The organism is Sulfurospirillum sp. E15m, assembly GCF_059415145.1.
The window spans coordinates 121,999-148,589 of record NZ_JCAHZS010000005.1; the positions used below are offsets into that span (position 1 = coordinate 121,999).

Below are 26,591 nucleotides of genomic sequence, written 5' to 3' on the forward strand. Positions count from 1 at the left end.
TAGTAGGGGGCTTATTCTTTAGTGACGCACAAACTCAATAAGCCCCATCACGATTTCAAATCCAATTAGTACGATGATAATCCACTCTAAAAATTCGCTGTGTTTGTGATTGAAAAGGTCTAAAGCCATACTAATGTCTTCTTTGAGATTGGAGAGTTTATGTTCGACAATTTCAAAACGGTCTTTAAGTTCTAGGATGGAAGAGAGGCGGTTGTACAATTTCTCCGCTTCTTCGTTGTCCCACAAAATATTGGGCTTATCCAGCAAAAGCAGGTCACTGACCATTCCATGCCTGATGACGGTGAGACTGCGTGCAAATTCGATAAGTTTTGAGCGCTTCAGCAGAGAATAACTTTTTGTTAAATCAAGCAACTGTTGGCTACGTTCAAAATGAAGATTGAGGTCTTGTTCGTATTTTTCTAACCCCACGCTTTGCGAAATAACTAGCGCGATGATAATAAGATAGAGACTCAAAGGCTCTTTTAGGACAATTTGTTCATTACTGACTTTACATGTAACGTCTAATGTAGGGTCAATTAGGATAGGATAATCTTGATAAATCGTGCGTTGTTCAAACAAGGCCGCTTCTTTAATATCCAGTTTTTCCAGCGCTTTGATAATCTCTTCTTTACTCCAATTAATGAAGGTCAAGACATTAAATTGGGTATACACCAAATAGGTCTCACGGTATTCATAGTAAAACGCTTTTTCAATGCCTTTTTTAAAAGAGCAGACCAAGCGCGTTTCTATCTCATGCCTTGAGTAGGAGAGTGGAAGATAAATAGAGATGAGTGAGTATTTGGTATCCATCGTGTTTACTCCTTTTTCGTCTTATGAAAAAAGCTTTTTGCATCTTCAAGCATCATGTAAATAGCGGGAACAAAAACCAACGAAATAACCGTTGAGAATAATATACCATAACCCAGTGAAATTGCCATAGGGATCATAAATTTAGCTTGAATGGATGTCTCGTAAATCATGGGGGCTAGCCCTCCAAACGTGGTTGCTGTGGTCAAGAAAATAGGGCGAAAACGTCTGGTTGCCGCAAGAATGATCGCTTCAAGGGGTGAATGTCCCTCTTTTCGCATGATATTTGAATAATCTACCATCACCAGTGTATCATTTACCACAACGCCACACAGTGCCACGATACCCAAGGCACTGACCATACTCAAACTATAACCTAAAAGCATATGCCCTAAAAATGCCCCAACGATACCAAATGGAATGGCAAGCATAATGATAAGCGGTTGCGTGTAACTTGCAAACGGAATCGCAAGCATCACGTATAAAACCGCTAACACCAGTAAGAAGCTTGCCATCAAGCTTTGACTGCTCTCTTTGGTTTCTGCTTGACGCCCTTGATAGGAGACTTGTAGCTCAGGGTATTTTTGTTCCAATTGTGGAATGTAGGTTTCATTAAGCGCTTGGATAAGAATAGGCGTGTCACGCTCTGGCTCAACATTGGCGGTTACATTGATGATGCGTTTGCCATCGCGTCGTAAAATGTGCGTATAGGCATTGCCTTCAATGCGTTTGGCAACATCACCAAGGCGCACAAATCCGCCGCTACTGGTTTTGATTTTGATGTTGTCGATATTGGCTTCATTATCCCGTTCAAGCGCATCTTGTCGTACCATGATTTTAACTTCATTGCGTCCGTGTTGTTCACGAATGGCTTCTTTTCCATAGGTGGTATAACGCACTTGTCGCGCAATTTCATAAGCGCTCAAGCCAAGTTTTTCACCTAAAGGCAAAAGCTCAAAGTCAATTTGACGTTTGCCCGAAGAGGTTCCATCATCAATATCTTTTGCGATGGCAAAGCTGCGTAAGTCGTTGGCTAACGTTTCACATGCTTGGTCTAAAAGCGTGTTATTGCTATGACTAAGCTCAATCGTTAAAGCCGCTCTTCCGCCTCCAGGCCCTCCGATATCTTTTTTGAAAATCATCGATTCGATACCTGCGAGTTGGCCTAAATTTTGGCGCCATTTTGTATTAAAATCACTGGTTGAAATCTTGCGTTTTTCACCATCTTGCAGATAAAAAGTCACTTGGATTTGGTTGTCGTCAATTTTGCTTTTATAGCCTTGATTGAGGTCAGGTTCATTGACCTCGGCAATGGTCTTAAGTCCCGCTTGAATAATTTTTTGATTAACGGCTTCGATAGTGGCATGTGGCACACCAATAGGAAGCGTGGCATAGACAACCGCTCGATTGGACTCAACGCGCGGCATCATCTCAAAGCCTAAACGACCACTGATGGCATACGCCAAAACGAGCGCTAAAATAACAAAACCTGTGATGATGGTGCTGTAACGATTATGGACACAAAAGAGCAAAAACGGTTTGTAAATCGTTTCAACAAAACGATCAAAGGCACGTGCTACCTTTTGTTGTTGTAGCCAAAGTTTATGTGCAAACCCTCCTTTTTGCGCCTCTTTTTTAAACGCCAAGTGGGCAGGTAAAATAAACAGTGCTTCCAGCCACGAAATTGTAAAAACCGTTGCAACAACGATGGGAATAGGATAAAACATCTTGCCAAACATACCCGGTACAAAAAGAAGCGGGATGAACGCTACCACATTGGTTAAGATACTAAACGTGACAGGAACCGCGACATCTTTGGTTCCTTGAATCGCCGCTTCAATGTAGTTCATTCCCCGTTGGCGGTATTCATAGACATTTTCACCCACAATAATGGCATCATCCACAACAATTCCCAATGCGACAATGAAGGCAAACATAGAGACCATATTGATGGATACACCAAAATATTGAAGAAATAACAAAGAACCCAAAAAGGAAGTCGGAATACCAAGCGAGACCCAAAATGCGAGTTTGAATTCCAAAAAAGCACCTAAAATAATCAAAACAAGCGCAAGTCCCAGCATACCATTGTTTAAAAGAAGTTCCAATCTGGCATCGTAAATTTTAGAACTGTCGTCATTGATTTTTAGTTCATAAGGTGCGGGAAGGTCTTTTGAAATGGCTTCTACGGCTTTGAGTGTCGCCTCTGAAACACTTTTTGGAGTCTCTTTTCCCAAACGATAGACTTCAATCTCAATGGCGGGTTTATTGTTATACGTAAAATAGATATTGTCATCCACAAAGGTATCTTTAATGCGTGCGACATCCCCTAAGCGAATAGTCTCTCCGGTACTACTGGTTAATAGCGGTAAGGTCTCAAACTTAGCCGCGCTAATGCGGCGTGTTTTCACACGCAGTAAAATATCACCTGCGTTACTTTTGACACTACCGCCTGAAAGCTCAACCGATTGCTTTTCAACAATGTCAGCGACATTTTGCATAGACAGACCGTACTTTTCCAGTGCCAATTTATTGAGTGCGATTTCAATTTCATATGACCTTGCTCCCACCAGTTCAACTTGGCTGATACCCTCACTTTGCAACAGTTTATCGCGTACTTTTTCTGCCATTTCGCGTAAAACCATGGGGTCATTGTCACCCATAATGGCTAAGGAGACAACGCGTCTTTTGCGCATGGTCATGGAGATAATAGGCTTTTCAGCATCTTCAGGGAATGTCGTAATGCTATCAACCGCTTGTTTAATGTCTTGATAGGTTCTGTTTTTATTGCTTCCTTCTGAAAGTTCCGCCACAATTTGAGCAACTCCCTCTTTGGCGGTTGCGGTAACTTCTTTGACCCCTTCAATACTGCGAATTTCTTCTTCCACCGCTAAGATAATGCCTTGTTCGACCTCTTCAGGACTTGCCCCAGGATACGCGACATTAATGGTCACCATATCTAAATCAAACTCGGGGAAAACCTCTTTTTTGATATAAAAGCTCATATAGATGCCGCCAATCAAAAAGATAAGCATGAATAGATTTGCAGTGACTTTATTATGTACCAACCATGCAATAATCGAATTTTGCTCTTTACGCATTATTCACCTTTTTTTGGTTTGGACACTGTGGCAAGATTGACTAAGTTCATGCCAGAAATGGGTGCGGTAAGGTACGTCGAGATGATGTGGTCGTTTTCTGTGATGCCTGAGGTAATCAGCACTTGTTGAGGGTTCTTATACAACACTTCGACAGGTTTGATGGCAAGTGTTTTGTTTTCATCCATCACCCAAACGGTGTTGTTGGGACGTAGTAATGATGCCGGTAATGCATAAATAGCATCAAAACGTTTCCCTGCAATCGTGGCTTGCAGCGTTTCTCCTAACAATAAAGCATGTTTTTCTTTTCTGGACTCTTTAAGTCCAAAAGGATCGTGCACACCTATTAAGAGTTTGGCTTGTTTGGTGGTGCTATCAAGATCAGGCAAGATTTTAAGCAGATTTGCTTTTACATGTAAAGGGTGATTGGTATTCGACAGAAGCGTTACTTTGATGTGTGAAAGTGCTTTGGCATCGGTGGTATCCAAAAATTTCAAATAAGAGACAGGCAGTGTAACACGCATCCAAAATTCATCGGTTGAAACAAGTTCAAGTAGGGTACTTTGTGTGGAGACATAGCTACCCAGTTCGGCTGATTTTGTGATAATCACACCATCATATGGCGCTTTGATACTTGTCTCTTTAAGGTTATTGAGTGCACTAGCATAGGAGGCTTCTAGTTCCATGATGGTTGCTTTGACTTGAGCAAGTTGCGGTTCGCGTAAAATTAAAGCGCGACTCAGTCCTGTGGGATTTTCTTTGGAGAGTTCTAACTCTTTTTTAGCGCTCTCTTGTTGTCCCATTTCAATCATCTCAGATGCTTTCGCGGAAAGGAGTTTTGCTTTGATTTCATCAACTGCTGATTGATAATCCACAGGGTCGATTTGTGCTAAGAGTTCTCCTTTTTTAACAAAACTACCGAGTGTAAAATTGGGGTGTGTTTGTATGATTTTACCCGAAACTTTAGAGGCAATCGTTGTTTTTTGTGAAGCTTCAATGGTTCCAATAACAGGAAGAATGACCTCTTGGGAGGAGGACTTTATCTGAACAACTTCGACAATGGTTCCTGTGATTTGGCGCTTTTGTTTTTGTGCTTGCGGCGCAGTGCTAAGAAGATACTTAGCGGCTCCTACCCCAAAAGCGATGATTAAAACCGAAGCGGTTATATTGATGATAATTTTTTTAGTTGTCATACTTTCTCCATTCTTGTTTCACATCATAGTCTAAAAGGCCACCTGCTAAAGCGCGGTGCAAAGCAATGCGTTCGCTAATAAGGTTTTGTTGTTTTGAAAGCTTGGTTTGTTCTAACTCTTGCAAACTCGCTTGTGCATTAAGAACGTTTAAGTAGGTTTCTACACCGTATTCGTATTTGGCTTTTTGGCGTTCAAAAATTACTTGGGCAAGAGCGACACGTTCGTTGAGTTGGTTGAGGTATTGTGTTTGTGTCTTTTCGGCTTCTAGGGCATCTTCTACTTCACCAAATGCTTCAAGGAGCGTTTGTTTGTATGTCAATGTATATTCATTAGACGTAAACAGCGCTTTTTTCACTAAGGACTCTTTTGCACCTGCATCAAAAAGCGTTCCGCTAAGACTTGCAACGGCACTGCCGATAATCGTATCGAGAACATTGGAAAACTGCGATGATGTGGCAATGCTTGAGAGCGAAATATTAAGGGATGGGTATTGGTTTTTAATCGCTTCAGAGAGTGCGGCATTGGCAGAGGTTAGGGTATAAAATGCTTGTTTGACATCGGGGCGTTGCAACAATTTGGTTGCAGGAATACCCACAGCAGGTTGTGGCGGTAATACAATCAATTTTGCCAAAGATGCTTGCGGTAACTCTTCTAAAACAGAGCGCCCTAAAAGAAGATTGAGTGCGCGTATTTGTGTTTGAATATCGCCTTCTAACGTAATTTTTTGTGCTTCAAGATTTTTGATATATTGTTCTTGTTGCCAAACGTCTGTGATGGAGTTTTTTCCACTTTCATGTTTGAGTTTTGTGAGCGCTAAAATCTTAGTGGCAACATCCTTTTGGTCATTTAAAAGTGCTAAGCTCTCTTTCTTATATGCTAAGGTGTACCACGCATTGGCAAGTTCAGCGACTAAAGAGATGCCACTCACTTGCATGGCTTCATAACTCGCACGATACGTTGCTTGTTGTGCATCAATGCTATCGGAGCGTTTACCAAATAAATCCACTTCATACGATGCACCAAGGGTTGCAGAATAGCTCTCTTTTTGTGTTTCTATGCCTCTTAGTTCTCGCTCTTTCGTTACTGAACCAGAAAGAGAGAGACTGGGGAAATTGGCGGCTTGTTTGGTGTGCAATGTTGCATATGCTTGTAAAACGCGTTGCTGTGCGGCTTGAAAACTTAGGCTTTGTTTTAACGCTTCATCGACCAGTTGGTTGAGCGTTGTATCGTGCAACTCTTGCCACCATGGGTCGATTTTAGAGTCGAAAGGCGGCGGTGAATGAATAGGTTGTGGTGTAGGCGAGATACAACCGCTAAGTGTGATGGCAATACTAAACAAAGCGATATAAACGAGCTGTTTCATCAAGACTCCCAATAAGTAGTGAGTTATTATTATACCTTGCGGTGTATTAACAAAATGTAACGCTAAATGCGTTATAATTTTTAAAAAACGAGGATAACCAATGAAATTACTCCTAATTGGCGCAGGTAACATGGGTGGAGCAATGCTTCAAGGATTACATGTCAATGATCTTAGTGTCGTGGTGCGTAACCCTGAACGCGCAAAAAAGATTCATGAAATGTATCCTTCCATTACTATTTTAACAGAAACTCCCTCTTTAGATGGTTATACCGTTATTTTAGCCATTAAACCTCAAGCTTTTGCTTCGTTTAAAACGCAAGGGTGTGCCAAAGGTGTAATTTCCATTATGGCGGGTATTAGCCTTGAGCAGTTGCGAAAGGGCATTAATGCAAAGCATTATATTCGCTCTATGCCTAATATGGCGGCTTCTGTGCAAAAATCCGCTACTTCCGTCTGTGGCGATGAAGCACTCAAAGAGAATGCTTTACGCATTTTAGGGACGATAGGAAGTTGTTTTTGGTTAGAGAGCGAAAAAGAGCTAGATATTGCAATGGGACTAGCAGGATGCGCACCCGCATGGGTCGCGTTGGTTGCTGAAGCATTAAGCGATGGCGCGGTGAATTTAGGATTGAAACGTGATTTAACCTATCCGATGATTGCGGCATTGTTTGAAGGTATGGGCGCTGTGCTTCAACACGAGCATCCCGCCATTTTAAAAGATAAAGTCATGTCACCTTCGGGTACAACTGTAGCGGGGTATCTGAAACTCGAAGAGGGAAAAGTACGCGATAGTTTTATCAAAGCGATGGAAGCTTCGTATGAAAGAGCAAAAAGTCTAGGAAAAAAATAGAATTATAAAGGCTTGTAAAACAAGCCTTTATGCAATCGTATGTGCTTTTTTCTTACTGGTTTTTTTCGTTTGCTTTGTACTAGGTGCAGCGGGTTTTTTAGACGCTGACCTTGTATCTGTAATATCGGGTAAAACATCTTCAAAAATGGTGCGTATATCATTCCAACGGTGTTCAGAATTGAGCATTACCACTAAAATATCTCTATTATCTTTTTTAGCACGGGCAATCAAACACGGTCCTGCTTTTTGAGTGTAACCTGTTTTAATACCCACTGCGTATTTATAATTATTGAGAAGTCTATTATGCGTATAAGCGGCATAAGCGCGTTTTGTGTTGAGAGAGCGAAAGTCGTAACGTTTTAATTTTGCGATTTCATTGAAATTATTATTTTTAATAGCATATTCGCTGAGTGTTAAAAGATCAAGTGCGGTTGAGTAGTGATTGCCTATGTCAAATCCGCATGGATTGGTAAAGTGTGTATTTTTCATGCCAATTTTTTTAGCTTTTGCGTTCATCTCTTTAACAAAATTATCGACATTGCCATCGCCTAGATAAACACCAATAGCCATTGCCGCATCATTGGCTGACATAACCATAGCTGCCTTGACTAAATCTCTTAAGTAAAATTTCTCACCGATGCGTAAATTAGCTTTGGTAGGTTCAACATGCGTCATCTCACGCGTGATTGTCACCACATCGTTCATGCGACCACTTTCAAGTGCCAACATAGAGGTCATGATTTTAGTAAGACTGGCAGGTTGATTAATCTTTTGCTCATCTTTGGCAAAAATTAACTGTTTGCTGGTTAAATCTTTAGCAATAATGGCATCTGTATTTTTACGGATGCGATTGGCAGTCTCTTTATCGAGATAGTTTGCACTGAGTGTGGAAGACATTAGACATACGCTGCAGAAAAGCGTTAAAAGTGGTTTAATCATGCTGCTCTTTTTTGGAAATAGTTTGTTTGATTTTAGTGAAAAAAACTTAAATCTTTCCTTTGAAAATGGCTACTTTAGCCATTTTGATGAAATTTTTATCTGTGCTCAAAAATTCACCATGAAGCGTTATAACTCTTAAGGTTATATCGCTATAATGTTCGAAAAGTTTTAAACGAGTCGCTATCGTTATATACTTTTACTATATAAGGAAGAAGCATGGAAGGTATCTCTACTGGATTGATGAGCTTTGATAAGCCTGCACTTCTTGAAAAACGTGTCAAATTATTGGAAGCCATCGCCATTACAGGTTCTATTAGCAGCGCTGCAAAAATGGTAGGACTCAGCTATAAGGCGGCATGGGAAGCGGTAGATACCATGAACAATCTCTCCAATAAACCTTTAGTTGTGCGTATAACAGGAGGAAGTGGCGGCGGTGGAACAACATTAACCCCCCTTGGGACAGAAGTTGTTGCCAATTACGCCATTTTAAAAAAAGAGTATGAGCGGTTTTTAGCCAGACTCTCTGATGTGAGCAATTTTGAGATGCATTCGCTCAAACACATACAAAGGATTGCTATGCAAATCAGTGCGCGAAATCAGCTGATGGGTAAAATCGGCGAGATTAAACAGGCAAAAGTCAATGCAGAGGTGAGCATTGTGCTCAAAAGTGGTGTCGTGCTTGTTTCTACGATTACCAATAGTGCTGTTGAGGAGTTGGGTTTACATATTGGGGATGAAGTGGTCGGCATCATTAAAGCTTCATCGGTTCTCATTTCCAATGCTCTTGATGTCGCAACCAGTGCTCGCAATAAATTAGCAGGTGTCGTTACCGACATTAAACTCGGTGAAGTCAATGCACAAGTCAGCATTGATATCGGTCAAAATGATGTTGTCGTTGCAACCATTACTACGGACTCTGTTAGAAACTTAGGCCTTAGTATTGGGTGTCGTGTGTGTGCGATTATTAAATCCAGTAGTATCTTAATCGGAAAATAAAGGAGTTATCATGTTAAAACTGTTTATCAGTAGTTTTGTATTGTCTGTTTCCTTGCTTGCAGGGGAGATTAGTATCGCTGTGGCGGCCAATATGACCGATGCGATAGAAGTGCTCAAAGGTGAATTTGCCAAAACAAACCCAAACACTAAAATCAATACGGTTTTAGGTTCGAGTGGAAAATTAACGGCTCAAATGAAAAATGGTGCACCGTTTGATCTTTTCTTTAGTGCCGATATGAAATTTCCAGAAGCTTTGTACGCTGAAAAATTAGCTGTGACAAAGCCTGTGGTTTATGCAAGTGGGGCATTGGCTATGATGAGTGTCAAAGGTCTTGATTTGAGTAAAGGATTGAGTATCTTAACCGACGCCAAAGTGGGTAAAGTTGCTATCGCAAATCCAAAAACAGCTCCGTATGGAACGGCGGCTGTGGAAGCGTTTAAAAATGCCAAAGTCTATGATGCCATCGAATCTAAGTTGGTTTTTGGCGAGAGTATCTCTCAAACCGTACAATTTGCAACAACGGCAGCCGATGTTGGTTTTGTAAATAAATCAGCATTTTACAGCGATAAAATGAAAGCCTATAAAGAAGGAAAAGAGTGGATAAGCGTTGATCCAAAACTTTACACACCTATTGCTCAAGGTGTTGTCGTTTTAAAACAAGCGCAAAACAATGCGGAAGCAAAAGCATTTTATGACTTTGTTCTCACCAATGCAAAAGCAAAAGCAATTCTAAAAGATTTTGGATATATCGTCAATGACTAAGCTTCAAGCTGTTGTAACCCATATTGAGGGAGAGCAAAACCTTCACATCATTAGTTTTGATTGTGAAGGGACTCCTTTAAAAATGATGGGACTTGATTTGCCAAAGGGATTACATGTAAAAAGCCATGTAACCCTTGGCGTTAAGCCTTCACATGTCGCTTTGGCAAAAGATTTGAGTGGTGCATTGAGCTATTCTAATCAACTGCAAGCGACGATTGAACGCATTGAAAATGGGAAATTATTAAGCAGTATTGTTTTACATGTAAAAGGTCAAACACTTCAAAGTTTTATTACATGTGCTTCAGCCAAACGTATGAATTTGAGTGTGGGTGATGAGGTTACCATTTTAATTAAAGCCAGCGAATTGTTTGTTTTAGAGGTGCACGATGTTTGAAAAATTTTCACATCTTGAATTCACACCGTTTCTGATTTCATTTAAATTGGCGATTATCACAACCACAATTTTGTTTATCGTTTCCCTTTTTTTAGCATGGTCGCTTTCGCAAAGCAGGTCACGCTATAAACCTATCTTTGAGGCTATTACCGCGTTGCCTATTGTCTTGCCTCCATCGGTTTTAGGTTTTTATTTGCTCTATACCCTCTCTTATAATTCGCCCTTAGGCGCATTTTTTCAAAACGTTTTTGGCATCAAACTGGTTTTCAATTTTACAGGGTTGGTGATAGCCAGTTGTTGTTACTCGCTGCCTTTTATGGTGCAACCTTTACAAAGTGGTTTTGAAAGTTTGCCAAAAAATATGCTAGAAGCGTCTTATATTGCAGGTAAAAGTAAAATAACGACCCTGCTTCGCGTGGCATTACCCAATATTAAACCCTCTTTATTGACCGCCATTATTATTACGTTTGCGCATACCGTAGGTGAATTTGGTGTCGTTTTAATGGTTGGAGGGAGTATTCCTGGCAATACAAAAGTCGCTTCGGTAGCTATTTATGAAATGGTTGAAATCATGGACTACACGAGTGCTCATATTTACAGTGGCATTATGGTAGCGCTTAGCTTTGTGGTGCTTTTGAGTGTGTATATATTTAATGGAAAGCAAAAGCACCATTTAGGAGGTATGCATGATTGAAATCAATGTCCAAAAAGAGCTTTTGGGCTCTTTGGGTAAAATGGATTTAGAGGTCAATCTTACCATTGAAAAACAGCATTTTATAGCGCTTTCAGGGCAAAGTGGTAGCGGTAAAACGACGCTGCTTCGTATCTTAGCAGGGCTTGAGAGTGCAGAGGGAAAAATCAGAGTCAATGATGAGCTGTGGCTTGATGGCACGCAATCACGCTCAGTCCAAGAGCGAGGTATCGGTTTTGTTTTCCAAGACTATGCACTTTTCCCCAATATGAGTGTTTTGGATAACCTTCTTTTTGTCAAAAAAGATGCCACGTTAGCGCATAAACTCTTAAGTCTCACCGAACTAAGCGAGTTAGCCCATCGTGCACCTTCCACTCTTTCTGGTGGGCAGAAGCAACGTGTGAGTTTATGTCGAGCGATGATGAATCGTCCCAAGCTTCTTTTGATGGATGAACCTCTCTCCGCACTTGATCCTGCTATGCGACTCAAATTGCAACACGAGATATTGACTTTGCATAAAGAGTTTGAAACCACAACGATTATGGTCAGTCATGATCCGAGCGAAATGTATCGATTAAGTAACCGTGTGATTGTTCTCTCTCAAGGAAAAGTCATCCAAGACGGTGCGGCCAAAGATGTTCTGCTCCGTACGCAAGGCTCTCAAAAATTTTCTTTTGAGGGTGAACTTTTGGACATTGTCAAAGTCGATGTCATTTTCGTTGCCATTGTGAGTATTGGACAACAATTGGTGGAAGTTGTATTAGATGAAAGCGAAGCCAAAGAGCTACAAGTAGGAGATATTGTAAACCTGAGTACGAAAGCATTTGCACCTATCATTCAGTCACAAAAGGAAAAGAGATGAGAGTTTTATGGATTGTATGTTTTATTTTCATCAGCATTGGTCTGGCAGATACTTTAAAAATTGCCGTAGGCGCTGGGTATAAAAAACCTGTTCAAGAGGTGATTAAACTCTATGAAGCAAAACATGGGACGGTGGATGCCGTATATGGCAATATGGCGCAAATTTTTGCGCATGCGAAGCAAGCGGAAATTGCTCTGGTCATTGCCGATAAAAAATTTTTGAAAAAACAGCAAGCCTTAACGTTTGAAGCTTATCAAACGATTGGATTAGGACGAGCTGTCATAGCATATGCGAAGGATGTTCCTTTTGAAAAATGGGAAGATTTAAAAGATGCTCGTATCAAATCGATTGCTATGCCTGAAGTGAAAAAAGCCATTTATGGCGGTGCAGGAATGGAGTTTTTGGAAAAGAGTCAATTGTATGAGGCTGTCAAATCAAAACTGTTAATCGTTGCAACCGTACCCCAAGTAAGCGCTTATGTCAGTACCAAAGAGGTGGATGCAGGGATTATGAATTTAACAGCAGCCTTGGACAGCAAAGAGAAGTTGGGCGGATATATCGAAATTCCCCAAGCATATTACACTCCCATTGAAATTGTTGCAGGAAGCTTGAGTAGTTGCAAAGCGGATAATCAATGTCACGCGTTTTTACAGTTTTTGACATCACCTGAAGCCAAAGCAGTTTTCGCTAAATATGGACTTTGATATTGTGCAGGTTTGGCACCCTTTGGTGCTAAGCCTCAAAATTTTGTGTGTGGTTCTTTTTTTATACGTGATTCTAGGCATTCCTTTAGCCTATCTTCTCTCATTTGAAAAACTAAAATTCAAATGGTTTTTTGAAACCCTTGTTACCCTCCCTTTGGTCTTTCCTCCCATCGCAATAGGCTTTTTATTGTTACTTCTTTTAGGAAAACATGGATGGTTGGGTAGTTATTTATACCCTTTGGGCATCCATTTCATTTTTGATTTTAAAGGGTTGGTGTTGGCAGGATTTATCTCTGGACTTCCCCTGATGGTGAAACCTTTGCAATCTGCCATTGAACTTTTCCCAAAAGCGATAAAAGAGGCGGCCTATCTTAGTGGAAAAAGTGGTTTAACCACCCTTTTGTGTGTGGTTTTACCGTGTATTAAAAAGAGTGTGGTTGCCGCTTTATTGATCGCCTTAGCAAGAGCCCTTGGCGAAGTCGGGATTACCTTGATGCTGGGAGGCAATATTGTCGGAAAAACCGATACGATCTCTTTAGCCATCTACAATGCTGTTTTTGACGGTGATTATACGCTTGCTCTTGGATTGTGCGCAATACTCATTGTGATCTCTTTAGGCGTTTTCATAGCGTTACACTTTTTTCAGGAAGGAAAAGAAAAGTTCCTTTAACAAAGTTTTGTTACAATTATTAATAATTATTTTTATTGCAAAAGGTTATGTAAAATGATGGATATGATCCGTGAGGATGTAGGGCTCATCGATATGACAACCGTTGGTTTAGAGATTGGTGATCTGCAAGGTAAAATTAGTTTTTCTCCTAAAAAAGCTGTTGTATTGTGTGGTTCTGAGATGGTAGAAGATATCTGCAAGCGTATGCATTTAGATGTAAAACGATTTAAAGATAGCGGAGAGAGTGTTGCAGAAGATGAGATTATTCTCGAAGCATATGGATTGGCCGAAAATATCCATCAAATTTGGAAGGTGTGCCAGAATATTTTAGAGTACTCGTGTGGTATTGCAACCAAAACACATGAAATGCTCTCCCTTGCACGCGTTCATAACCCTCATATCGAACTTCTTACCACACGTAAAATTTTTCCACGAACAAAAGAATTAGCGCTAAAAGCAGTTTATGCGGGTGGTGGAGCGCACCATCGTTTAGGGCTTTATGACTCAATTTTGGTTTTCAAACAACACCGTGCTTTTTTTGATGATGCGGCTTCGTTTGAAGCACAGTTTGCAAAAATGAAGCGTAAGTTTTTGGAAAAAAAGATTGTGGTTGAAGTCGAAAATTGTGAAGAAGCCTTCTATTTTGCACGTTTGGGTGCTGATATTTTGCAATGCGAAAAAATGAGTTATGCGGAACTGGGTAAATGCATTACAGAAGTGCGAAAAGAGTTCCCTCTGATGCTCTTTTCTGCAACCGGGGGCGTGGGGGAGAAGAATATTGCAGAGTACGCTAAAGTTGGTGCTGATTTCATTGTGACATCTTCGCCGTACCACGCAAAACCTGCCGATATTCGAGTCATTATTGAGAAGTGCTGATGCAAACGGTCAATTCGATTTTTTCTGCCTCATTTGAGGAAAAGAAATCGACATTTTTAAGTTTTTTATGTCCGATAGATGATTTTGAAGCATTACATGTAAAACTAAAAAACGAACACCCCAAAGCTGCTCATATTGTTTGGGCAAAACGACTGTTTAACGAATACCGTCAGATCGTTGAAAATAACTCCGACGATGGAGAACCTAAAGGTACCTCAGGTCCTCCTGTCTTAAACGTAATGCGTGGCAGTGAACTTGTGGGTGTTGGCATCTTAATCGTACGCTATTTTGGTGGAATAAAGCTAGGTACTGGCGGATTGGTTCGCGCTTATGGTAGTAGTGCAAAAGAGGTCATTGCAATAGCATCTCTTCAACCTTTTGTGTTTAAAGAAGAACTTTCTTTTCATACGGAATACTCTTTAACGCCACGCTTTGAACATTACTTTGCGACGCATAATGTGGTGATGAATGAGCGTTTGTTTGATGCTACGGGGGTTGTTTGGAAGATAGCGGTGAGCCAAGAAGAAAAAGAGGAATTTTTACTCTTTGCTCACCTGTATGAACGGGATGGTTTTAAGCGATTATAATTCGATTGCTTCGACATCAATGGTGAGATTGACCGTATCATCAACCGTGAGTCCACCACCTTCTAAGATTTTATTCCAAACGAGTCCAAAATCTTTACGATTGAGTTTGCCCTCTAGGCTAAAGCCTATACGTTGGTGCCCTTGAAAATCTTTAATCAATCCATGCACGGTAGCATTTAAGACAATCTCTTTAGTGATACCATGAATCGTAATGTTTCCATAGACTTTATTGCCTTCAACACGGCTCATCACAAAGTCAATGGTTTTAAATTTATCCACGTTGAAAAAATCAGCACTGCGTAGGTGATCGTCTCTTTTTGTAATTCCTGTATCGATAGAAGCGGCATTGATTTTGGCATCAAGCTTTGTGAAGACTTTTTTGTCCGTATCGTATTCAATATCAGCAGAATAGTTGGTAAAATTACCTTTGACATTGGAAATCATCATATGCTTGATGGTGAAGCCAATGTTTGAGTGTGCGTTATCAATAACGAACTCCTTTGCTGAAGCAAAAGAGAAAACAAGAGCTATTATACTAAAGAGTTTCATAAGACGTTTCATATACTATCCTTTTAACTAAACGTTATGTTTATAGTATAGTCGTATGACGCTTATGAACTTAGTATTACAGAAAAGTAACTTTTTAGATTAAATTAGCAGCAAGTTGATACGATGCAGCACTACAGATGCCTGCTAAAACGCCAGCGAGCATATCATCGCCCATGACGCCCCAGCCGCCTTTGACATCGCGGTCAATTTTACCAATCAGTGAAGGTTTCCAAATGTCAAACAAACGGAAAAATGCAAAGCTTGCTAAAACTTGAAACCATGTCCCAGAACTTAAAATAAGAGCAATCCAAACACCAACGACTTCATCGATGACAATTCTTTTGTCATCATGAATGGCGCTACTTGCCTCATAAGCATTAATGTGTTTAATGCCAACCATTGTCATTAAAATGGTTAAAAGGACGAGTGTTTCCATTGAAACATAGCGTATGATGATAACACCTAAAAGAGTTGCAACCAAAGAACCTACGGTTCCTGGTGCTTTGGGAGAGAGTCCACTGTAAAAAAAGGTTAATAAAAAATTGGGCATAAGCTTCCTACGTGAGTGATGTTGTTTGATGCAAGCGCATGAGTTCAAGATAAAAATCGCGTTCATCGTGATTTTCTAAAAGACCACTGTTCGGGAAAATAGCATCGTAAATTTTTCCAATATTCTCAAAGCGATTTTTGAAAAGCCTACTCAAAAGAAGCGCAGAGATATCTTTACGCATAAAGATTGCTGGTGGCAGCATGCCCACTTTTAAAATTTCTAGGAGAGACTCTGCATGATACTTAATGTGGTGATGTGCTCCATGCGGACATGTATTGGTGCTGACTAACGTTTTACATTCATTGCAATACACAAATTCTGTAATAATTTCGACTTCAATAGCCAAATCTTCATAATGGCTGACAAGAGACTGCATGACATTTTGTGCATAATAGGCACCAATGCCGCTATGATGTTGTCCAAGCACGAGTTTATTGCACCCAAAGTTTGAAGCGCAAATGGCATCCAAAATAGCATTTTTATAACTTGAAAAAAGGTAAGTATTTTCAAATGGGACAATGACCACTCTATTTTTAGGAAGGTAGTTATCGACAAAATACTGCAACGCTTTTAGGCGTAATTCATAAGAGAGCAGGTCTTGCTTATAGGGTTTGAGTAAAAAGATAACGAGCATATCGCATTTTTCAAGTGTAATACGAATGACTCTCTCATGGGCTCTGTGAAAGGGGTTCGCGTTAATCATCATCGCTGAGACATTTTTAGCGCCCAATTGCTCTTTAGCAGCTTCTATTTTGTTCTTGACATTTTTGATATCGTCGAAATGAAGCTCATATTCACCACAAACGGCCACATCTCCCAATCGCTTAAGAAACATTTGTGTTTCTGGATTGGAAATATCATACGTACCGAAAATTTGCTCTATTCGCTTTTTTTTATCAACTTCAAAGACTTCATCGACAATAATCGTTCCTTTGATTTTTCCATCGACTACAAAATCCAGCGGTTCACCTTGATAGGAGGTTGTTAAGATTTCTCTATTTTTTTCTCCCGCAGGTGCAATAATAAAAGGAAATGGAAACGGTTTACCTTTGTAATACCCTGTTTCTTCAACTTCTGTTGCCTCTTTCTTGTTCATCAGCTTATCAACAGGATGCAATATACCTTCTTTGGCAAGCGCTAAGGTTGCTACAAACTCTTTATCTAAAAAGAGTTGTCGATTATTTTTTCTTGTTGATTCCATACTTCTTCCTTTTTTCCCATAAGCTTTTGCGTGAAATTCCTAATTTTTTAGAGAGTTCGGTATCTGGAAATTTATTTTGAAAATTAAAGATGACATATTTGACATAGTCATCAATACACAAAATATCTCCTTGGTCAAGAATCTTACTGTCGGTATTAATCTCAATCGTTGAAAATTCACTCTCTTCGTTAGGGTCCGTACTGCAAATAATAGCACGTTTGCCTTCGATGATATTGTAAACTTTGAGTTTTTCGCTCTTTTTGAGATTTTGCAGATCAATAATGTAGAGTAATTCCTCACTTCCTACACGAGCGATTCTCTCAAAAGCATTACTTTGTGTAAGAGAGATAAACGTAAAAGTCTCATTTTGTGAACTTGCGTAATTAAAGACAAGCGCATCTGCGTGTTTTTGAAAATTGGTTTTAATTAAAATAGGGAATTTTGCTTTTTTATCTATGGGTTCTAAATTGGCACTTGAAAAGAGATTTTTGACATACTCTTTATAGGTTTCATTTTCTTTTTTGAGGTTTTTAAAGTCATTTAAATGCTGTAATTTTCGAATGAGCTCTTCAATCATAAACGGCTTTTGAATGTAATCACATGCGCCTGCTTTGATAGGATTGGTAACCGTATCATTACTGATATAAGAGATCATTAAAATAATAATGGAGCTTCTGTGTTTTTCTATAACAGGATAAAAATTTTGTCCTGAAATATTGGTAGAGAGTAAGACAGCGTCGTACTTTTCATCTTTGAGTGCATCTTTTATACTGGTCGCTATCTCACATAAATGTCCAATTTCCATTAACTTAGAGGCAATACTTTGAGCAAGGTAAATCTCATTTTCAACGATTAAAATCTTCATGCATTCATCCAATCATAATATTTTAGTGTAGCCGTTGCACTGACTGCAACACCTTCTTGTCGCCCGATAAATCCAAGTTTTTCTGTCGTAGTTGCTTTAATATTCACATGAATGGGAGATAATGCCAAAAGATTGGCAAGGCAAAAGCGCATGGCATCCTTAAATGTGCTTAAACGTGGAAATTCAGCCATAATGGTAATATCACAATGGATGATTTCAAATCCCACTCTTGATAGAAAAGAACAGACCTCCTGCAATAATTGTTTTGAGTCAATATTTTTATAACGTATGTCACTGTCTGGAAATAATTCACCAATATCGCCCACACCCGCTGCACCTAAGAGTGCATCTATTAGGGCATGAATCGCAACATCTCCATCCGAGTGCGCTTTAAATCCAATGGTAGGATGCACTTCAATACCACCTAACATCATTGCTTTACCTTCTTCATAGGCATGCACGTCAAATCCTTGTCCGACAAAAGGGTGAGAGGAAGGAGGCTTAAGGCATGTGATGGCGTTTATATCTTCTTTGGATGTTAGTTTCTTGGCATGAGGATTTCCTAGAACATAACAGACTTTCCCACCCATAGCTTGAATCGCACTACTATCATCGGTATAGTCTATTGAGGTATCAAGGGCTTTGGTTAAAAGCGCTGTTTTGGAAAGCTGAGGCGTTTGAATCAATTTAACATAGTCTCTGTCAATCGTCTGAGCCTCATAAACAACCGTGTCTACCACGGGAAGATACGGTACGACAATATCCGCATCATGCGATGCATTCAAAAGGCGTTCAAACATCGCTTGGTCAATGCAAGGCCTTGCACTATCACTCACAAGCACATAAGGTGTTTTTACATGTAAAAGAGCATTTTTAAGAGACTCTTGACGTGTTGCACCACCTTTGACAAAAGTAATAGTGTCGCTAAACTTGGATGCATACGCTAATTCATCCTGAGAGGTTGTAACAATAATTTGACTAAACGAATAGAGTTTTTGAATATTTTGTGTAGCAAAGAGCCATAGAGGCGTGTCATCAATGCGTAGCCACTGCTTTTTCACACGCTGATTGAACCGCGTGGAACTACCGGCCCCTAACATCACAAGAGCTAAATCGGGCAAACTTTGTCCTTTATTTCTGAAGTGTTACAATATTATACATTTCAAAAGCTTTTTTTTATCTTTTTTGTGTTAAATTCCGCCATTACTTAAGTATAGAGGTCAAGAAATGTTAAACAAAGATACAGTCAGCGCCGCACTTGGTGGCGTAAAATACCCTGGTTTTGATAAAGATATCGTAACATTTGGTTTTGTTAAAGATATCGATGTATCAGATAATAATGTTTATGTTGAAACAGAAATCGTCTCATCTAGTAAAGAAGTTGCTGACGAATTAAAAGTCAATATTGAAAAAACACTAAAAGCACTTGGTGCTGCGAGAATAGATATTGTCGTTAAACAACCTAAGCCTCCTGTTGAAAAAAGCAACTCTCAATCAGGTAAAAACATGGCACCACACATCAAAAATTTTGTGATGGTCAGCTCAGGAAAAGGTGGTGTGGGTAAAACAACCACTACGGTAAACCTTGCCATTTCTCTTGCAAGCCAAGGCAAAAAAGTAGGGCTTTTGGATGCAGATATTTATGGACCTAATGTTCCTCGTATGATGGGTGCTGTTGATACACACCCTGAAATTGTCGGTCAAAAAGTCAAACCTATTGTTGTGTATGGTGTTGAGATGATGAGTATGGGCTCTTTAATGGAAAATGGTCAGTCTCTCATTTGGAGAGGTGCGATGGTCATGAAAGCCATTGAGCAGCTCTTACGTGATATTTTATGGAGTGACTTAGATGTTCTTTTTATCGATATGCCTCCAGGAACGGGTGATGCTCAATTAACACTTGCTCAAAGTGTGCCAGTAACCGCTGGTATTTGTGTCACAACGCCACAACAAGTCGCCCTAGATGACACCGAGCGAAGTTTGGATATGTTCCAAAAATTGCATATTCCCATCGCAGGAATTATGGAAAACATGAGTGGTTTTATCTGTCCTGAGACCAATAAAGAGTATGATATTTTTGGCAAAGGAACAACGAAGCCACTTGCCGATAAATTTGAAACCATTGTCATTGGTGAGATTCCAATTGAACCTGCGGTTCGCGAAGGCGGCGATGCTGGAAAACCAGTGAGCTTCTTCCATCCTGAGAGCGAAACCGCTAAGCGTTACCAAGCATCTGCTCGTAAACTTTGGGAGTGCATTGAAAAAGTCAATGCAGAAGGTGGTGCAAATAATGAGGCCATTCAACCAACCATGGGCATCAATGGAGCGCCAAGTGCGTGTTCAAGCGCAAAACATTAAAAAAGGACGATAAATGGCACTTAGACTTACACTAGACGAAACAGATTTTAAAGAACTTGTACGAGAGATAGAGTCACAAGAAGGATACCGCAAACCCATTGCATTTGGTATTGCACGTGTTGATCGTGGACAATTGAACTCGGATAAGATTTTGCAAGCAACTTTCCCTGTGATTAATTGGAATGAAAACTTTGGTAGTGCTGCTATTTTATTAGGCGCATTACAAGAAAGCGGCGTTGATATTGATTTTAGTGGCAGTGAGTTTGTCTGTGATGTCAAGAAAAAATGTGTTAAAAGTGCTATGAATGCGTTTACGCCTTACTTAAACAAAGCCTTTGGCGATGCACATAAAAATGTTCAAGTGATTAAAACACTTGATTGGATTGCGCAAACTGAAAAATTAAAAAAAGATTACCGTATCGTCTTTTTATTTGCCGATGAAAAACCATTGAGCCCAGAAGCTGTTTATCTTAAACTCTATGCACTTTCCACTGGAAAAGCCGCTCTTAGAAGTGTGAATCTGACAGGCGCTTTTGGTGTTTTAGAAAATGTTGCATGGTCGTTTGGTCAGCCTATTGAGCTTGAATGGTTACGTCAAAATGAAATTGAGATGAAACTTTACGGTAATTATCCATTAATTGAATCTGTCGATAAATTTCCACGTTTCTTATCTCATATTATTCCGGCAGATAACACACGTGTCCTTGATTCCAGTAAAGTGAGAATGGGCGCGCAGTTGCATCCTGGAACCACGATTATGCCAGGCGCAAGTTATGTTAATTTTAATGCAGGTACTACAGGTCCAGTCATGGTTGAGGGCCGTATTAGCTCTTCTGTTATTGTTGGTAGCGGAAGTGATGTTGGTGGTGGTGCGAGTATTTTAGGCGTTCTGAGTGGAACGAATGGCAACCCTGTTAGCATCGGTGAAAATACCTTGCTCGGTGCCAATTCTGTGACGGGTATTCCTTTGGGTGATGCGTGCATCGTCGATGCAGGAATTGCTATCTTAGAAGGGACAAAAGTTGGTGTAAGTGCCACAGAACTTTCAAAAATAGCCGAAGCCAATCCGAAAGTAAAATTCAAAAAAGCGGGTAAGGAAGAGGTGGTCTTTTTAAAAGGGCTTGAACTTGCTGGATTGAATGGCATTCACTTTCGCCAAAATAGCGTTAATGGTATGATTCAAGCGGCTAGAAGTAAGCGCGAAATTAAACTCAATAGTGATTTACACTAATCTTCTTTTTTAAAGCAGGAAGGCTTTTAACGAAGCTTTCCTGCAACTTGATTATGCTTTTCTGCCCATAATGTCGTGATGTGCTCATAGGTCTGAGATGCAATGGCATTTGCTTTAAAGAGTCCATTGTGGCACTGCTCACATGCTTTAAGTTGTTCTGCGAGCTCTTGTAACGGTAAAAAAACAAGTTGCCTACTTTTTTGTTTACACTCTTCTTGTGTACATGAGTTTTTTTCTGAAGTCATGGTTTTCCTTTGCAGCAAATTCATAGGCTTTACATGTAAAAATATCAAAAACATGAAAAGGATTAAGCGAAGGCTAAAAGGCTATGTATGATTTATATTAAATCGTACTAACTCAAAAACAACTGAAAAAAGAAAATTACACCATTCAGAAGAAGAAAATGTCTATGGCAGAAAATTACCCTTTAATAAGGGCTTTGTTAAATTCTTCGGCCCATTTCAAAGAGACTTTTTGATAGGTTTCTTGGGCAACGCTATCGTCTTTGAGTATCCAATTTCCACACGTTGCGCAACGCGTTGCGTAGTGCTCAAGCTCATCTAAATTCATATAATCAATCTCTTTAAGCCTTGCTTTGCATTCTGCTAGGGTACATTTAAGTGCCATACTACTCACAAAAACTCCTTTAATAGAGAATCATTTTCGTTTATTGTAACATAGCAAAAAAGAAGGATTATGTGTTTATTATAAGCAAATGAGGCAATTACGACCACTCTCTTTGGCTTTATAGAGAGCTTCATCAGCCGTTTTAATCACATCTTGCGGAAGCTTACCTTTTTGAGAAAGCGATGCCCCAATACTTACGGAGAGTTTTTCTTTTTTGACGGGCGTTTGTGGTGTATTTTTTTTCGGAGCTTTTTCAGGTCTATTTTTATCGCGAATAGCAAATCCTCGCCTAAAAATGCGTTCTCTAACCTCTTCAAGTGCCATGATACACTCTTCTTTTTTCTTTCCGCTAAATAAAATGGTAAATTCTTCACCCCCATAACGGTATGCTTTGCCGCCATTTTTAACATGACTTAGCTCTTTTGCCACCATTTTTAAGACTTCATCACCGATGTCATGCCCAAATTTATCATTAAACTTTTTAAAAAAATCGATATCCACCATAGCGATAAGATAGTGTGAACCCAAGTGTAAAAAACGCTCTTCTAAAGCGCGACGCCCTGGAATGCCGGTGAGTGTATCGACGTAGGCCATACGATACGCATCGTGTACCAAAGCGCTAATGGCAATGAGTGAAGAAAGTAGCGAGAAAAGAACAAAACTCTGGCTCTCTTGCAAGGTTAAAAAAGGAACCATCAAGGCTAGTAACATCCAAAAAGGAGCTTTTTGCGTCTGGTTGTCAAAAAGTAAAGAGACAAGAAAGATAAAGCAAAGGGCAATCAATGCAATAATCAAAAGAAAATCACTTGCTTTGGTCAGTCCATGCAATAGATTGGGCAATATGGGCGTATCCAAGGCTTTTTGCATCGCAGGTGAAAAATATTTCATTGCAACAAAACTTATCCCCAAAAAAATAAGACCAATGCCGGTTCGTAAAAGCCCAAAAGAGCTAAAGAGACCGCGTTCTTGCAGCGCATAGAGAATGAGATACCCTATGGCACATGCCAGAGGCGCAATATGCCAAAAGGCAGATACACTTAGTTTACTAAAAAGCGTATTGGGAAATGCCAATGCTAAGGTGAAAAAGAGCGGAAAGAGCAAAAGAACAAATAATTTGCTTTTATTAAAATAGATACTAAGTGCAATCGCAATGAGTAAAAAGACGAAGGTACTTTGCCACAAAAGATAGAAAGCATAAGGCGGAATAATGTTCATCTTAAAAATAAGCAGTGTTATAAGAATAGCCCCTAAACAAAGAGCATTAAAGGTATAAAGAGCATTTTTCAGTTGTTGCATTACCGTCCTAATATACGTCAATCTTTATGTGTTTGGAAGATGCGTAAAATCATATTCCCATAAATCTCCCATCAACAAATCTTGAAGATGAGGTTTTCCTAAAAGTAATTTTACCACCTCTACGCTTTGAATTGAGGCAGCAAAGCAGACTGTGAAGGCTGGATTGCCTGAGCGCTTTTCTGCACCATCCCCTTTTTCACGATAGAGATGCTCCAATGTGGTACAACTTGCAAATTGCGTATAATACCCACCAATAGCGCCATGAACGAAAGGTTTGTTTAATTTCATAGCCGTTTGTGCTAAAAGACATTTGAGGTCTGGATTGTCCAAAGCATCGATAACAATATCGGCAGTTTGGATAAGGTTTTCATCTTTTGGAAGTTGCAAAAATGAAGAAAGTGCTTTTACATGTAAAGCGGGATTGATCTCTTCGAGCTTTTCTTTTAGCACATCTGCTTTAAATCGCCCGAGTGTTTTAAGGGATGAAAAATTTTGGCGATTGAGATTATGTTCTTCAAAGACATCGCCATCACACAGAATGAGGTTGCCAACGCCGATACGTGCAAGCATTTCGCTGATGAATCCTCCAAGTCCTCCACATCCAACAATCAGCGCTGTTGCATTAAAAAGCGTGTATTGTTCTGCTGTAGAAAGGGTCTTTTGGTTGCGTTTGTAACGAAGTGGCACGATGCCATTTTCAAGAGCAACTTTTTCGACATCACGGAAATTACATGTAAAGACTTGCATCGCTTTAAAAGCTGTTTCTAACGGTAAGAAACCATCGTGTGTAGCGTTTTGAAGGTAGGTCAAAAGTGTCATAGTTATCCTTTGATAGGGTATAATAACGTGTTAAAAGAGAAGGAACAATCATGCATATTGTACTCAATGCTTTTTCATTTTTAAGAGCAAAGATAGCACAAAAAGGATTTGGTTATCTTGATGAAGTTATCACGCTAGAAGAGGGTGCGAACATCAGTGCTTTAATGGATGTATTGCAACTTTCACAACATGATGTTGAAGCTGCTTTTGTAAACCATAAAGTTGTGCCCAAAGAGACAACGCTTCATGAAAATGACCGAGTTGCGCTCATTCCTCCAGGAACTCCAGGGTCGTATAGATTGCTATCGGGATTGAAAGAAGATTAACCACCACCAACTTTTGGGAAGAGGGCGACTTCATCGCCCTCTTGTAAGCCATACGTTGTATCAACATGTCTTCCATTAACCATTAAAACACCTAAAGGCGACGTTTTTTCAAGCTCTAACATGTCTATGACCGTTTGAGCTGTTGTCCCTTGAGGATATTCTTTTTGCTCAGCCTTGAAGCGACCTTCTCGGTATTGAGCAAACAGTTTAATCAAAACGTGCATTAGAAGTTCCAGAACTCATCAATTTCTTCACCTGTAAAATCCCAAACAACATTGTGCGGAGGAAGTGTTTCGTATTTCATAAATTCTGGTAATCTATCATCTGCATTATTAAGACCTGCTTTGATGTTAAATTCATGCTCTCTTTTTAAAATCGTTTTACCCAAATTAACCACATCGTCAATGCTAAGATTACAGCCAAAACGAGCGTTAATCATATCGACAAGTGCTGGTAAACATTTTGGATCATCCAACGCTGGGAATGCGACAAAAATACACATACCCGTACTATCAACGGCAGCGGTTGCAATTTGAAGATTGCGTGCGAGTTCAACTTGTCCCTCTTTTTTGAGTGGATCAATATGCCCACCACTGTTTAGAATGTTGGTTGCAACGGCATAACCTGATGTATGGTCCGCTCCCATCGTTGAAGTAGCATAGGTAATACCTTGACCCTTAACCGCACGCGGTTCATACGCAGGAATACCTTGACTTTTAACCGTTGGTACGCGTACCAATCCGTAAATTTTTCCTAAAATATGCGTACCGCTTCCGATAATACGACCTATTGGCGTACCGTTTGGTAAATCTTGGGATAAGAGTTCATACGCTTTTTGACCATCGCCATAAGCAAGAATGCCTGCATCCACAGCAAGACCAAGCGTGACACTCGCTTCGATAGAATCGACGCCTAAATCATCCATCAAACCATCCATCTTAGCAATCAAATCTAAATCTTCGATACCAAAGTTTGCTCCAAGTGCCCAAATGGTTTCGTATTCAAAGCCCGATGTGAGGTAGTTTCCATCTTTATCATTATAGACTTGCGAGCATTGGATGACACAGCCTGCATGGCAGCCATGGGTTGTTTTTCCTCCTCTGGCTTTGATGTTCTCCGCCATGGTTTCACCACAGATGTTTTCAGCATGTTCCCATGAACCTTCTCTAAAGTTACGGGTTGGAAGACCACCTGCTTCATTCAGGATATTGACAAGAACGTTTGTTCCAAATGCAGGTAAGCCTTGACCACTGATAGGGTTTTCTTGAAGCGCTTTTGTAAAAATTTTACTGGCTTCTTTAAATTTTTCAGGATCAGCAATCGTGACTTCTTTATAGTTTTCTGCATTGACGGTGATACACTTGATTTTTTTAGAACCCATAACGGCACCAAGACCACCACGTCCATGGCTTCTGATTTTTCCACCAGGGTCTTTGACAGAGATATTGGCAAGATTCATACGCATCTCTCCCACTCGACCAATACTCATAACGGCAACTTTTTTGTCATATTTTGCTGCCATTGCATCTAAGACAGCGTAGTTGTCTTTTCCGACAAGCTCTGGTACCGGATTGAATTCCACGTTATTTTTGGTGATATGTAATTGATAGAAGGTATTTTCATCTTTAGGTAAGCCTTCGATAATCAACGCTTTGATACCGAGTTTTGAAAAGATACCAGCACTCGTTCCACCAACGTTAGACTCTTTGATACCTCCGGTTAAGGGGCTTTTAGCTCCCGCTGAATTACGGCCACTATTCGAAGCCGAGGTTCCTGAAAGAAGACCTGGAGCAAAAACAAGTTTATTGTTTGGTCCTAGAGGATGACATTCTGGATCAACTTCTTCTGCAACAATCGTTGATGTAAGAGCGCGACCTCCTAATCCCATCCAATGACTTGGAACTTCTTCTATTTTAAAACTCAAGTTTGACATATTGACACGATAAATTAAATCTGCCATGATAACTCCTTTACAA

At 40.0% G+C, this 26,591-nt stretch carries 29 protein-coding genes; 13 read left to right on the forward strand and 16 right to left on the reverse strand.

Features of this window, described 5'->3' with window-relative positions; genetic code table 11:
• Window positions 1-18 precede the first annotated feature (18 nt).
• The 4 genes from AC5SLP_RS08440 to AC5SLP_RS08455 are packed head-to-tail and all read right to left on the reverse strand — an operon-like array spanning window position 19 to window position 6,461.
• Complete coding sequence (locus AC5SLP_RS08440) at window positions 19-810, reverse strand: RMD1 family protein (RefSeq protein WP_495254721.1); 792 nt, start codon at window positions 808-810, stop codon at window positions 19-21.
• Between the two features lie 5 nt (window positions 811-815).
• Window positions 816-3,908, reverse strand: coding sequence for an efflux RND transporter permease subunit (locus AC5SLP_RS08445; RefSeq protein WP_495254722.1), 3,093 nt, complete (start codon window positions 3,906-3,908; stop codon window positions 816-818).
• Window positions 3,908-5,098, reverse strand: a complete 1,191-nt coding sequence (locus tag AC5SLP_RS08450; RefSeq protein WP_495254723.1) for an efflux RND transporter periplasmic adaptor subunit — start codon at window positions 5,096-5,098, stop codon at window positions 3,908-3,910. Before AC5SLP_RS08450 ends, AC5SLP_RS08445 begins: the two co-directional genes overlap by 1 nt.
• A complete protein-coding gene (locus AC5SLP_RS08455) occupies window positions 5,088-6,461 on the reverse strand; it encodes an efflux transporter outer membrane subunit (RefSeq protein ID WP_495254724.1) in 1,374 nt (457 codons plus the stop codon). The genes AC5SLP_RS08450 and AC5SLP_RS08455 overlap by 11 nt, the downstream gene beginning before the upstream one ends.
• Window positions 6,462-6,561: 100 nt before the next feature.
• Between AC5SLP_RS08455 and proC the strand changes: the two genes are divergently transcribed.
• Complete coding sequence (gene proC / locus AC5SLP_RS08460; RefSeq protein WP_495254725.1) at window positions 6,562-7,311, forward strand: pyrroline-5-carboxylate reductase; 750 nt, start codon at window positions 6,562-6,564, stop codon at window positions 7,309-7,311.
• Between the two features lie 27 nt (window positions 7,312-7,338).
• Here the strand turns inward: proC and AC5SLP_RS08465 are convergent, their stop codons facing one another.
• Window positions 7,339-8,250, reverse strand: coding sequence for a D-alanyl-D-alanine carboxypeptidase family protein (locus AC5SLP_RS08465; RefSeq protein ID WP_495254726.1), 912 nt, complete (start codon window positions 8,248-8,250; stop codon window positions 7,339-7,341).
• A gap of 216 nt (window positions 8,251-8,466) precedes the next feature.
• Between AC5SLP_RS08465 and AC5SLP_RS08470 the strand changes: the two genes are divergently transcribed.
• The 9 genes from AC5SLP_RS08470 to AC5SLP_RS08510 are packed head-to-tail and all read left to right on the forward strand — an operon-like array spanning window position 8,467 to window position 14,793.
• Window positions 8,467-9,246 (forward strand): TOBE domain-containing protein, encoded by a 780-nt coding sequence (locus tag AC5SLP_RS08470; RefSeq protein ID WP_495254727.1) that lies wholly within the window; start codon window positions 8,467-8,469, stop codon window positions 9,244-9,246.
• A 10-nt stretch (window positions 9,247-9,256) separates the two neighbouring features.
• Window positions 9,257-10,009, forward strand: a complete 753-nt coding sequence (gene modA / locus AC5SLP_RS08475) for a molybdate ABC transporter substrate-binding protein (RefSeq protein WP_495254728.1) — start codon at window positions 9,257-9,259, stop codon at window positions 10,007-10,009.
• Complete coding sequence (locus AC5SLP_RS08480) at window positions 10,002-10,403, forward strand: TOBE domain-containing protein (protein WP_495254729.1); 402 nt, start codon at window positions 10,002-10,004, stop codon at window positions 10,401-10,403. The genes modA (AC5SLP_RS08475) and AC5SLP_RS08480 overlap by 8 nt, the downstream gene beginning before the upstream one ends.
• Window positions 10,396-11,097 carry a molybdate ABC transporter permease subunit gene (modB, locus tag AC5SLP_RS08485; RefSeq protein WP_495254730.1) on the forward strand — a complete coding sequence of 234 codons (702 nt, stop codon included), beginning with the start codon at window positions 10,396-10,398 and terminating at the stop codon, window positions 11,095-11,097. Before AC5SLP_RS08480 ends, modB (AC5SLP_RS08485) begins: the two co-directional genes overlap by 8 nt.
• Window positions 11,090-11,956: an ABC transporter ATP-binding protein gene (locus AC5SLP_RS08490; RefSeq protein WP_495254731.1), complete on the forward strand. Its 867-nt coding sequence runs from the start codon at window positions 11,090-11,092 to the stop codon at window positions 11,954-11,956. The genes modB (AC5SLP_RS08485) and AC5SLP_RS08490 overlap by 8 nt, the downstream gene beginning before the upstream one ends.
• On the forward strand, window positions 11,953-12,660 hold the full coding sequence (gene modA, locus AC5SLP_RS08495; protein ID WP_495254732.1) for a molybdate ABC transporter substrate-binding protein: 708 nt from the start codon (window positions 11,953-11,955) through the stop codon (window positions 12,658-12,660). The genes AC5SLP_RS08490 and modA (AC5SLP_RS08495) overlap by 4 nt, the downstream gene beginning before the upstream one ends.
• Window positions 12,661-12,664: 4 nt before the next feature.
• Window positions 12,665-13,330: a molybdate ABC transporter permease subunit gene (modB, locus tag AC5SLP_RS08500; protein WP_495254733.1), complete on the forward strand. Its 666-nt coding sequence runs from the start codon at window positions 12,665-12,667 to the stop codon at window positions 13,328-13,330.
• A 54-nt stretch (window positions 13,331-13,384) separates the two neighbouring features.
• Window positions 13,385-14,206 carry a ModD protein gene (gene modD, locus AC5SLP_RS08505; RefSeq protein WP_495254734.1) on the forward strand — a complete coding sequence of 274 codons (822 nt, stop codon included), beginning with the start codon at window positions 13,385-13,387 and terminating at the stop codon, window positions 14,204-14,206.
• Window positions 14,206-14,793 carry an IMPACT family protein gene (locus AC5SLP_RS08510; protein ID WP_495254735.1) on the forward strand — a complete coding sequence of 196 codons (588 nt, stop codon included), beginning with the start codon at window positions 14,206-14,208 and terminating at the stop codon, window positions 14,791-14,793. The genes modD and AC5SLP_RS08510 overlap by 1 nt, the downstream gene beginning before the upstream one ends.
• On the opposite strand, the gene AC5SLP_RS08515 is transcribed toward AC5SLP_RS08510, so the two are convergent.
• The 5 genes from AC5SLP_RS08515 to AC5SLP_RS08535 form a co-directional block, all read right to left on the reverse strand.
• On the reverse strand, window positions 14,788-15,354 hold the full coding sequence (locus tag AC5SLP_RS08515; protein WP_495254736.1) for a YceI family protein: 567 nt from the start codon (window positions 15,352-15,354) through the stop codon (window positions 14,788-14,790). The two genes, AC5SLP_RS08510 and AC5SLP_RS08515, sit on opposite strands and share 6 nt — an antisense overlap.
• An 82-nt stretch (window positions 15,355-15,436) precedes the next feature.
• Window positions 15,437-15,892 (reverse strand): phosphatidylglycerophosphatase A family protein, encoded by a 456-nt coding sequence (locus AC5SLP_RS08520; RefSeq protein ID WP_495254737.1) that lies wholly within the window; start codon window positions 15,890-15,892, stop codon window positions 15,437-15,439.
• Between the two features lie 7 nt (window positions 15,893-15,899).
• Entirely contained in the window at window positions 15,900-17,093 is a 1,194-nt protein-coding gene (locus AC5SLP_RS08525) for a sulfate adenylyltransferase (RefSeq protein WP_495254738.1), read from the reverse strand.
• A complete protein-coding gene (locus AC5SLP_RS08530) occupies window positions 17,071-17,958 on the reverse strand; it encodes a response regulator (protein ID WP_495254739.1) in 888 nt (295 codons plus the stop codon). The genes AC5SLP_RS08525 and AC5SLP_RS08530 overlap by 23 nt, the downstream gene beginning before the upstream one ends.
• Window positions 17,955-19,079: a bifunctional 2-C-methyl-D-erythritol 4-phosphate cytidylyltransferase/2-C-methyl-D-erythritol 2,4-cyclodiphosphate synthase gene (locus AC5SLP_RS08535; protein WP_495254740.1), complete on the reverse strand. Its 1,125-nt coding sequence runs from the start codon at window positions 19,077-19,079 to the stop codon at window positions 17,955-17,957. The genes AC5SLP_RS08530 and AC5SLP_RS08535 overlap by 4 nt, the downstream gene beginning before the upstream one ends.
• A 106-nt stretch (window positions 19,080-19,185) precedes the next feature.
• On the opposite strand from AC5SLP_RS08535, the gene AC5SLP_RS08540 reads away from it, so the two are divergent.
• Together AC5SLP_RS08540 and AC5SLP_RS08545 are read left to right on the forward strand one after the other, a co-directional pair.
• On the forward strand, window positions 19,186-20,316 hold the full coding sequence (locus tag AC5SLP_RS08540; RefSeq protein ID WP_495254742.1) for an Mrp/NBP35 family ATP-binding protein: 1,131 nt from the start codon (window positions 19,186-19,188) through the stop codon (window positions 20,314-20,316).
• Between the two features lie 13 nt (window positions 20,317-20,329).
• Complete coding sequence (locus AC5SLP_RS08545; RefSeq protein WP_495254743.1) at window positions 20,330-21,547, forward strand: tetrahydrodipicolinate N-succinyltransferase N-terminal domain-containing protein; 1,218 nt, start codon at window positions 20,330-20,332, stop codon at window positions 21,545-21,547.
• Window positions 21,548-21,573: 26 nt separating this feature from the next.
• Here the strand turns inward: AC5SLP_RS08545 and AC5SLP_RS08550 are convergent, their stop codons facing one another.
• The 4 genes from AC5SLP_RS08550 to AC5SLP_RS08565 all read right to left on the reverse strand — a co-directional run bounded on the left by AC5SLP_RS08550 (window position 21,574) and on the right by AC5SLP_RS08565 (window position 24,289).
• The gene (locus tag AC5SLP_RS08550; RefSeq protein ID WP_495254744.1) at window positions 21,574-21,792 is read right to left on the reverse strand and encodes a hypothetical protein; all 219 of its coding nucleotides are present in this window, start codon (window positions 21,790-21,792) and stop codon (window positions 21,574-21,576) included.
• 175 nt (window positions 21,793-21,967) lie between these two features.
• Entirely contained in the window at window positions 21,968-22,174 is a 207-nt protein-coding gene (locus AC5SLP_RS08555; RefSeq protein ID WP_495254799.1) for a hypothetical protein, read from the reverse strand.
• A 78-nt stretch (window positions 22,175-22,252) separates the two neighbouring features.
• Window positions 22,253-23,470, reverse strand: coding sequence for a GGDEF domain-containing protein (locus AC5SLP_RS08560; RefSeq protein ID WP_495254745.1), 1,218 nt, complete (start codon window positions 23,468-23,470; stop codon window positions 22,253-22,255).
• A gap of 24 nt (window positions 23,471-23,494) precedes the next feature.
• Window positions 23,495-24,289, reverse strand: coding sequence for a HesA/MoeB/ThiF family protein (locus AC5SLP_RS08565; RefSeq protein WP_495254746.1), 795 nt, complete (start codon window positions 24,287-24,289; stop codon window positions 23,495-23,497).
• Between the two features lie 50 nt (window positions 24,290-24,339).
• Between AC5SLP_RS08565 and AC5SLP_RS08570 the strand changes: the two genes are divergently transcribed.
• Window positions 24,340-24,615 (forward strand): MoaD/ThiS family protein, encoded by a 276-nt coding sequence (locus AC5SLP_RS08570; RefSeq protein ID WP_495254747.1) that lies wholly within the window; start codon window positions 24,340-24,342, stop codon window positions 24,613-24,615.
• On the opposite strand, the gene AC5SLP_RS08575 is transcribed toward AC5SLP_RS08570, so the two are convergent.
• Window positions 24,612-24,839: a MoaD/ThiS family protein gene (locus tag AC5SLP_RS08575; protein WP_495254748.1), complete on the reverse strand. Its 228-nt coding sequence runs from the start codon at window positions 24,837-24,839 to the stop codon at window positions 24,612-24,614. The genes AC5SLP_RS08570 and AC5SLP_RS08575 overlap by 4 nt on opposite strands.
• Window positions 24,839-26,575 carry an aldehyde ferredoxin oxidoreductase C-terminal domain-containing protein gene (locus tag AC5SLP_RS08580; RefSeq protein ID WP_495254749.1) on the reverse strand — a complete coding sequence of 579 codons (1,737 nt, stop codon included), beginning with the start codon at window positions 26,573-26,575 and terminating at the stop codon, window positions 24,839-24,841. The genes AC5SLP_RS08575 and AC5SLP_RS08580 overlap by 1 nt, the downstream gene beginning before the upstream one ends.
• Window positions 26,576-26,591: the final 16 nt, after the last annotated feature.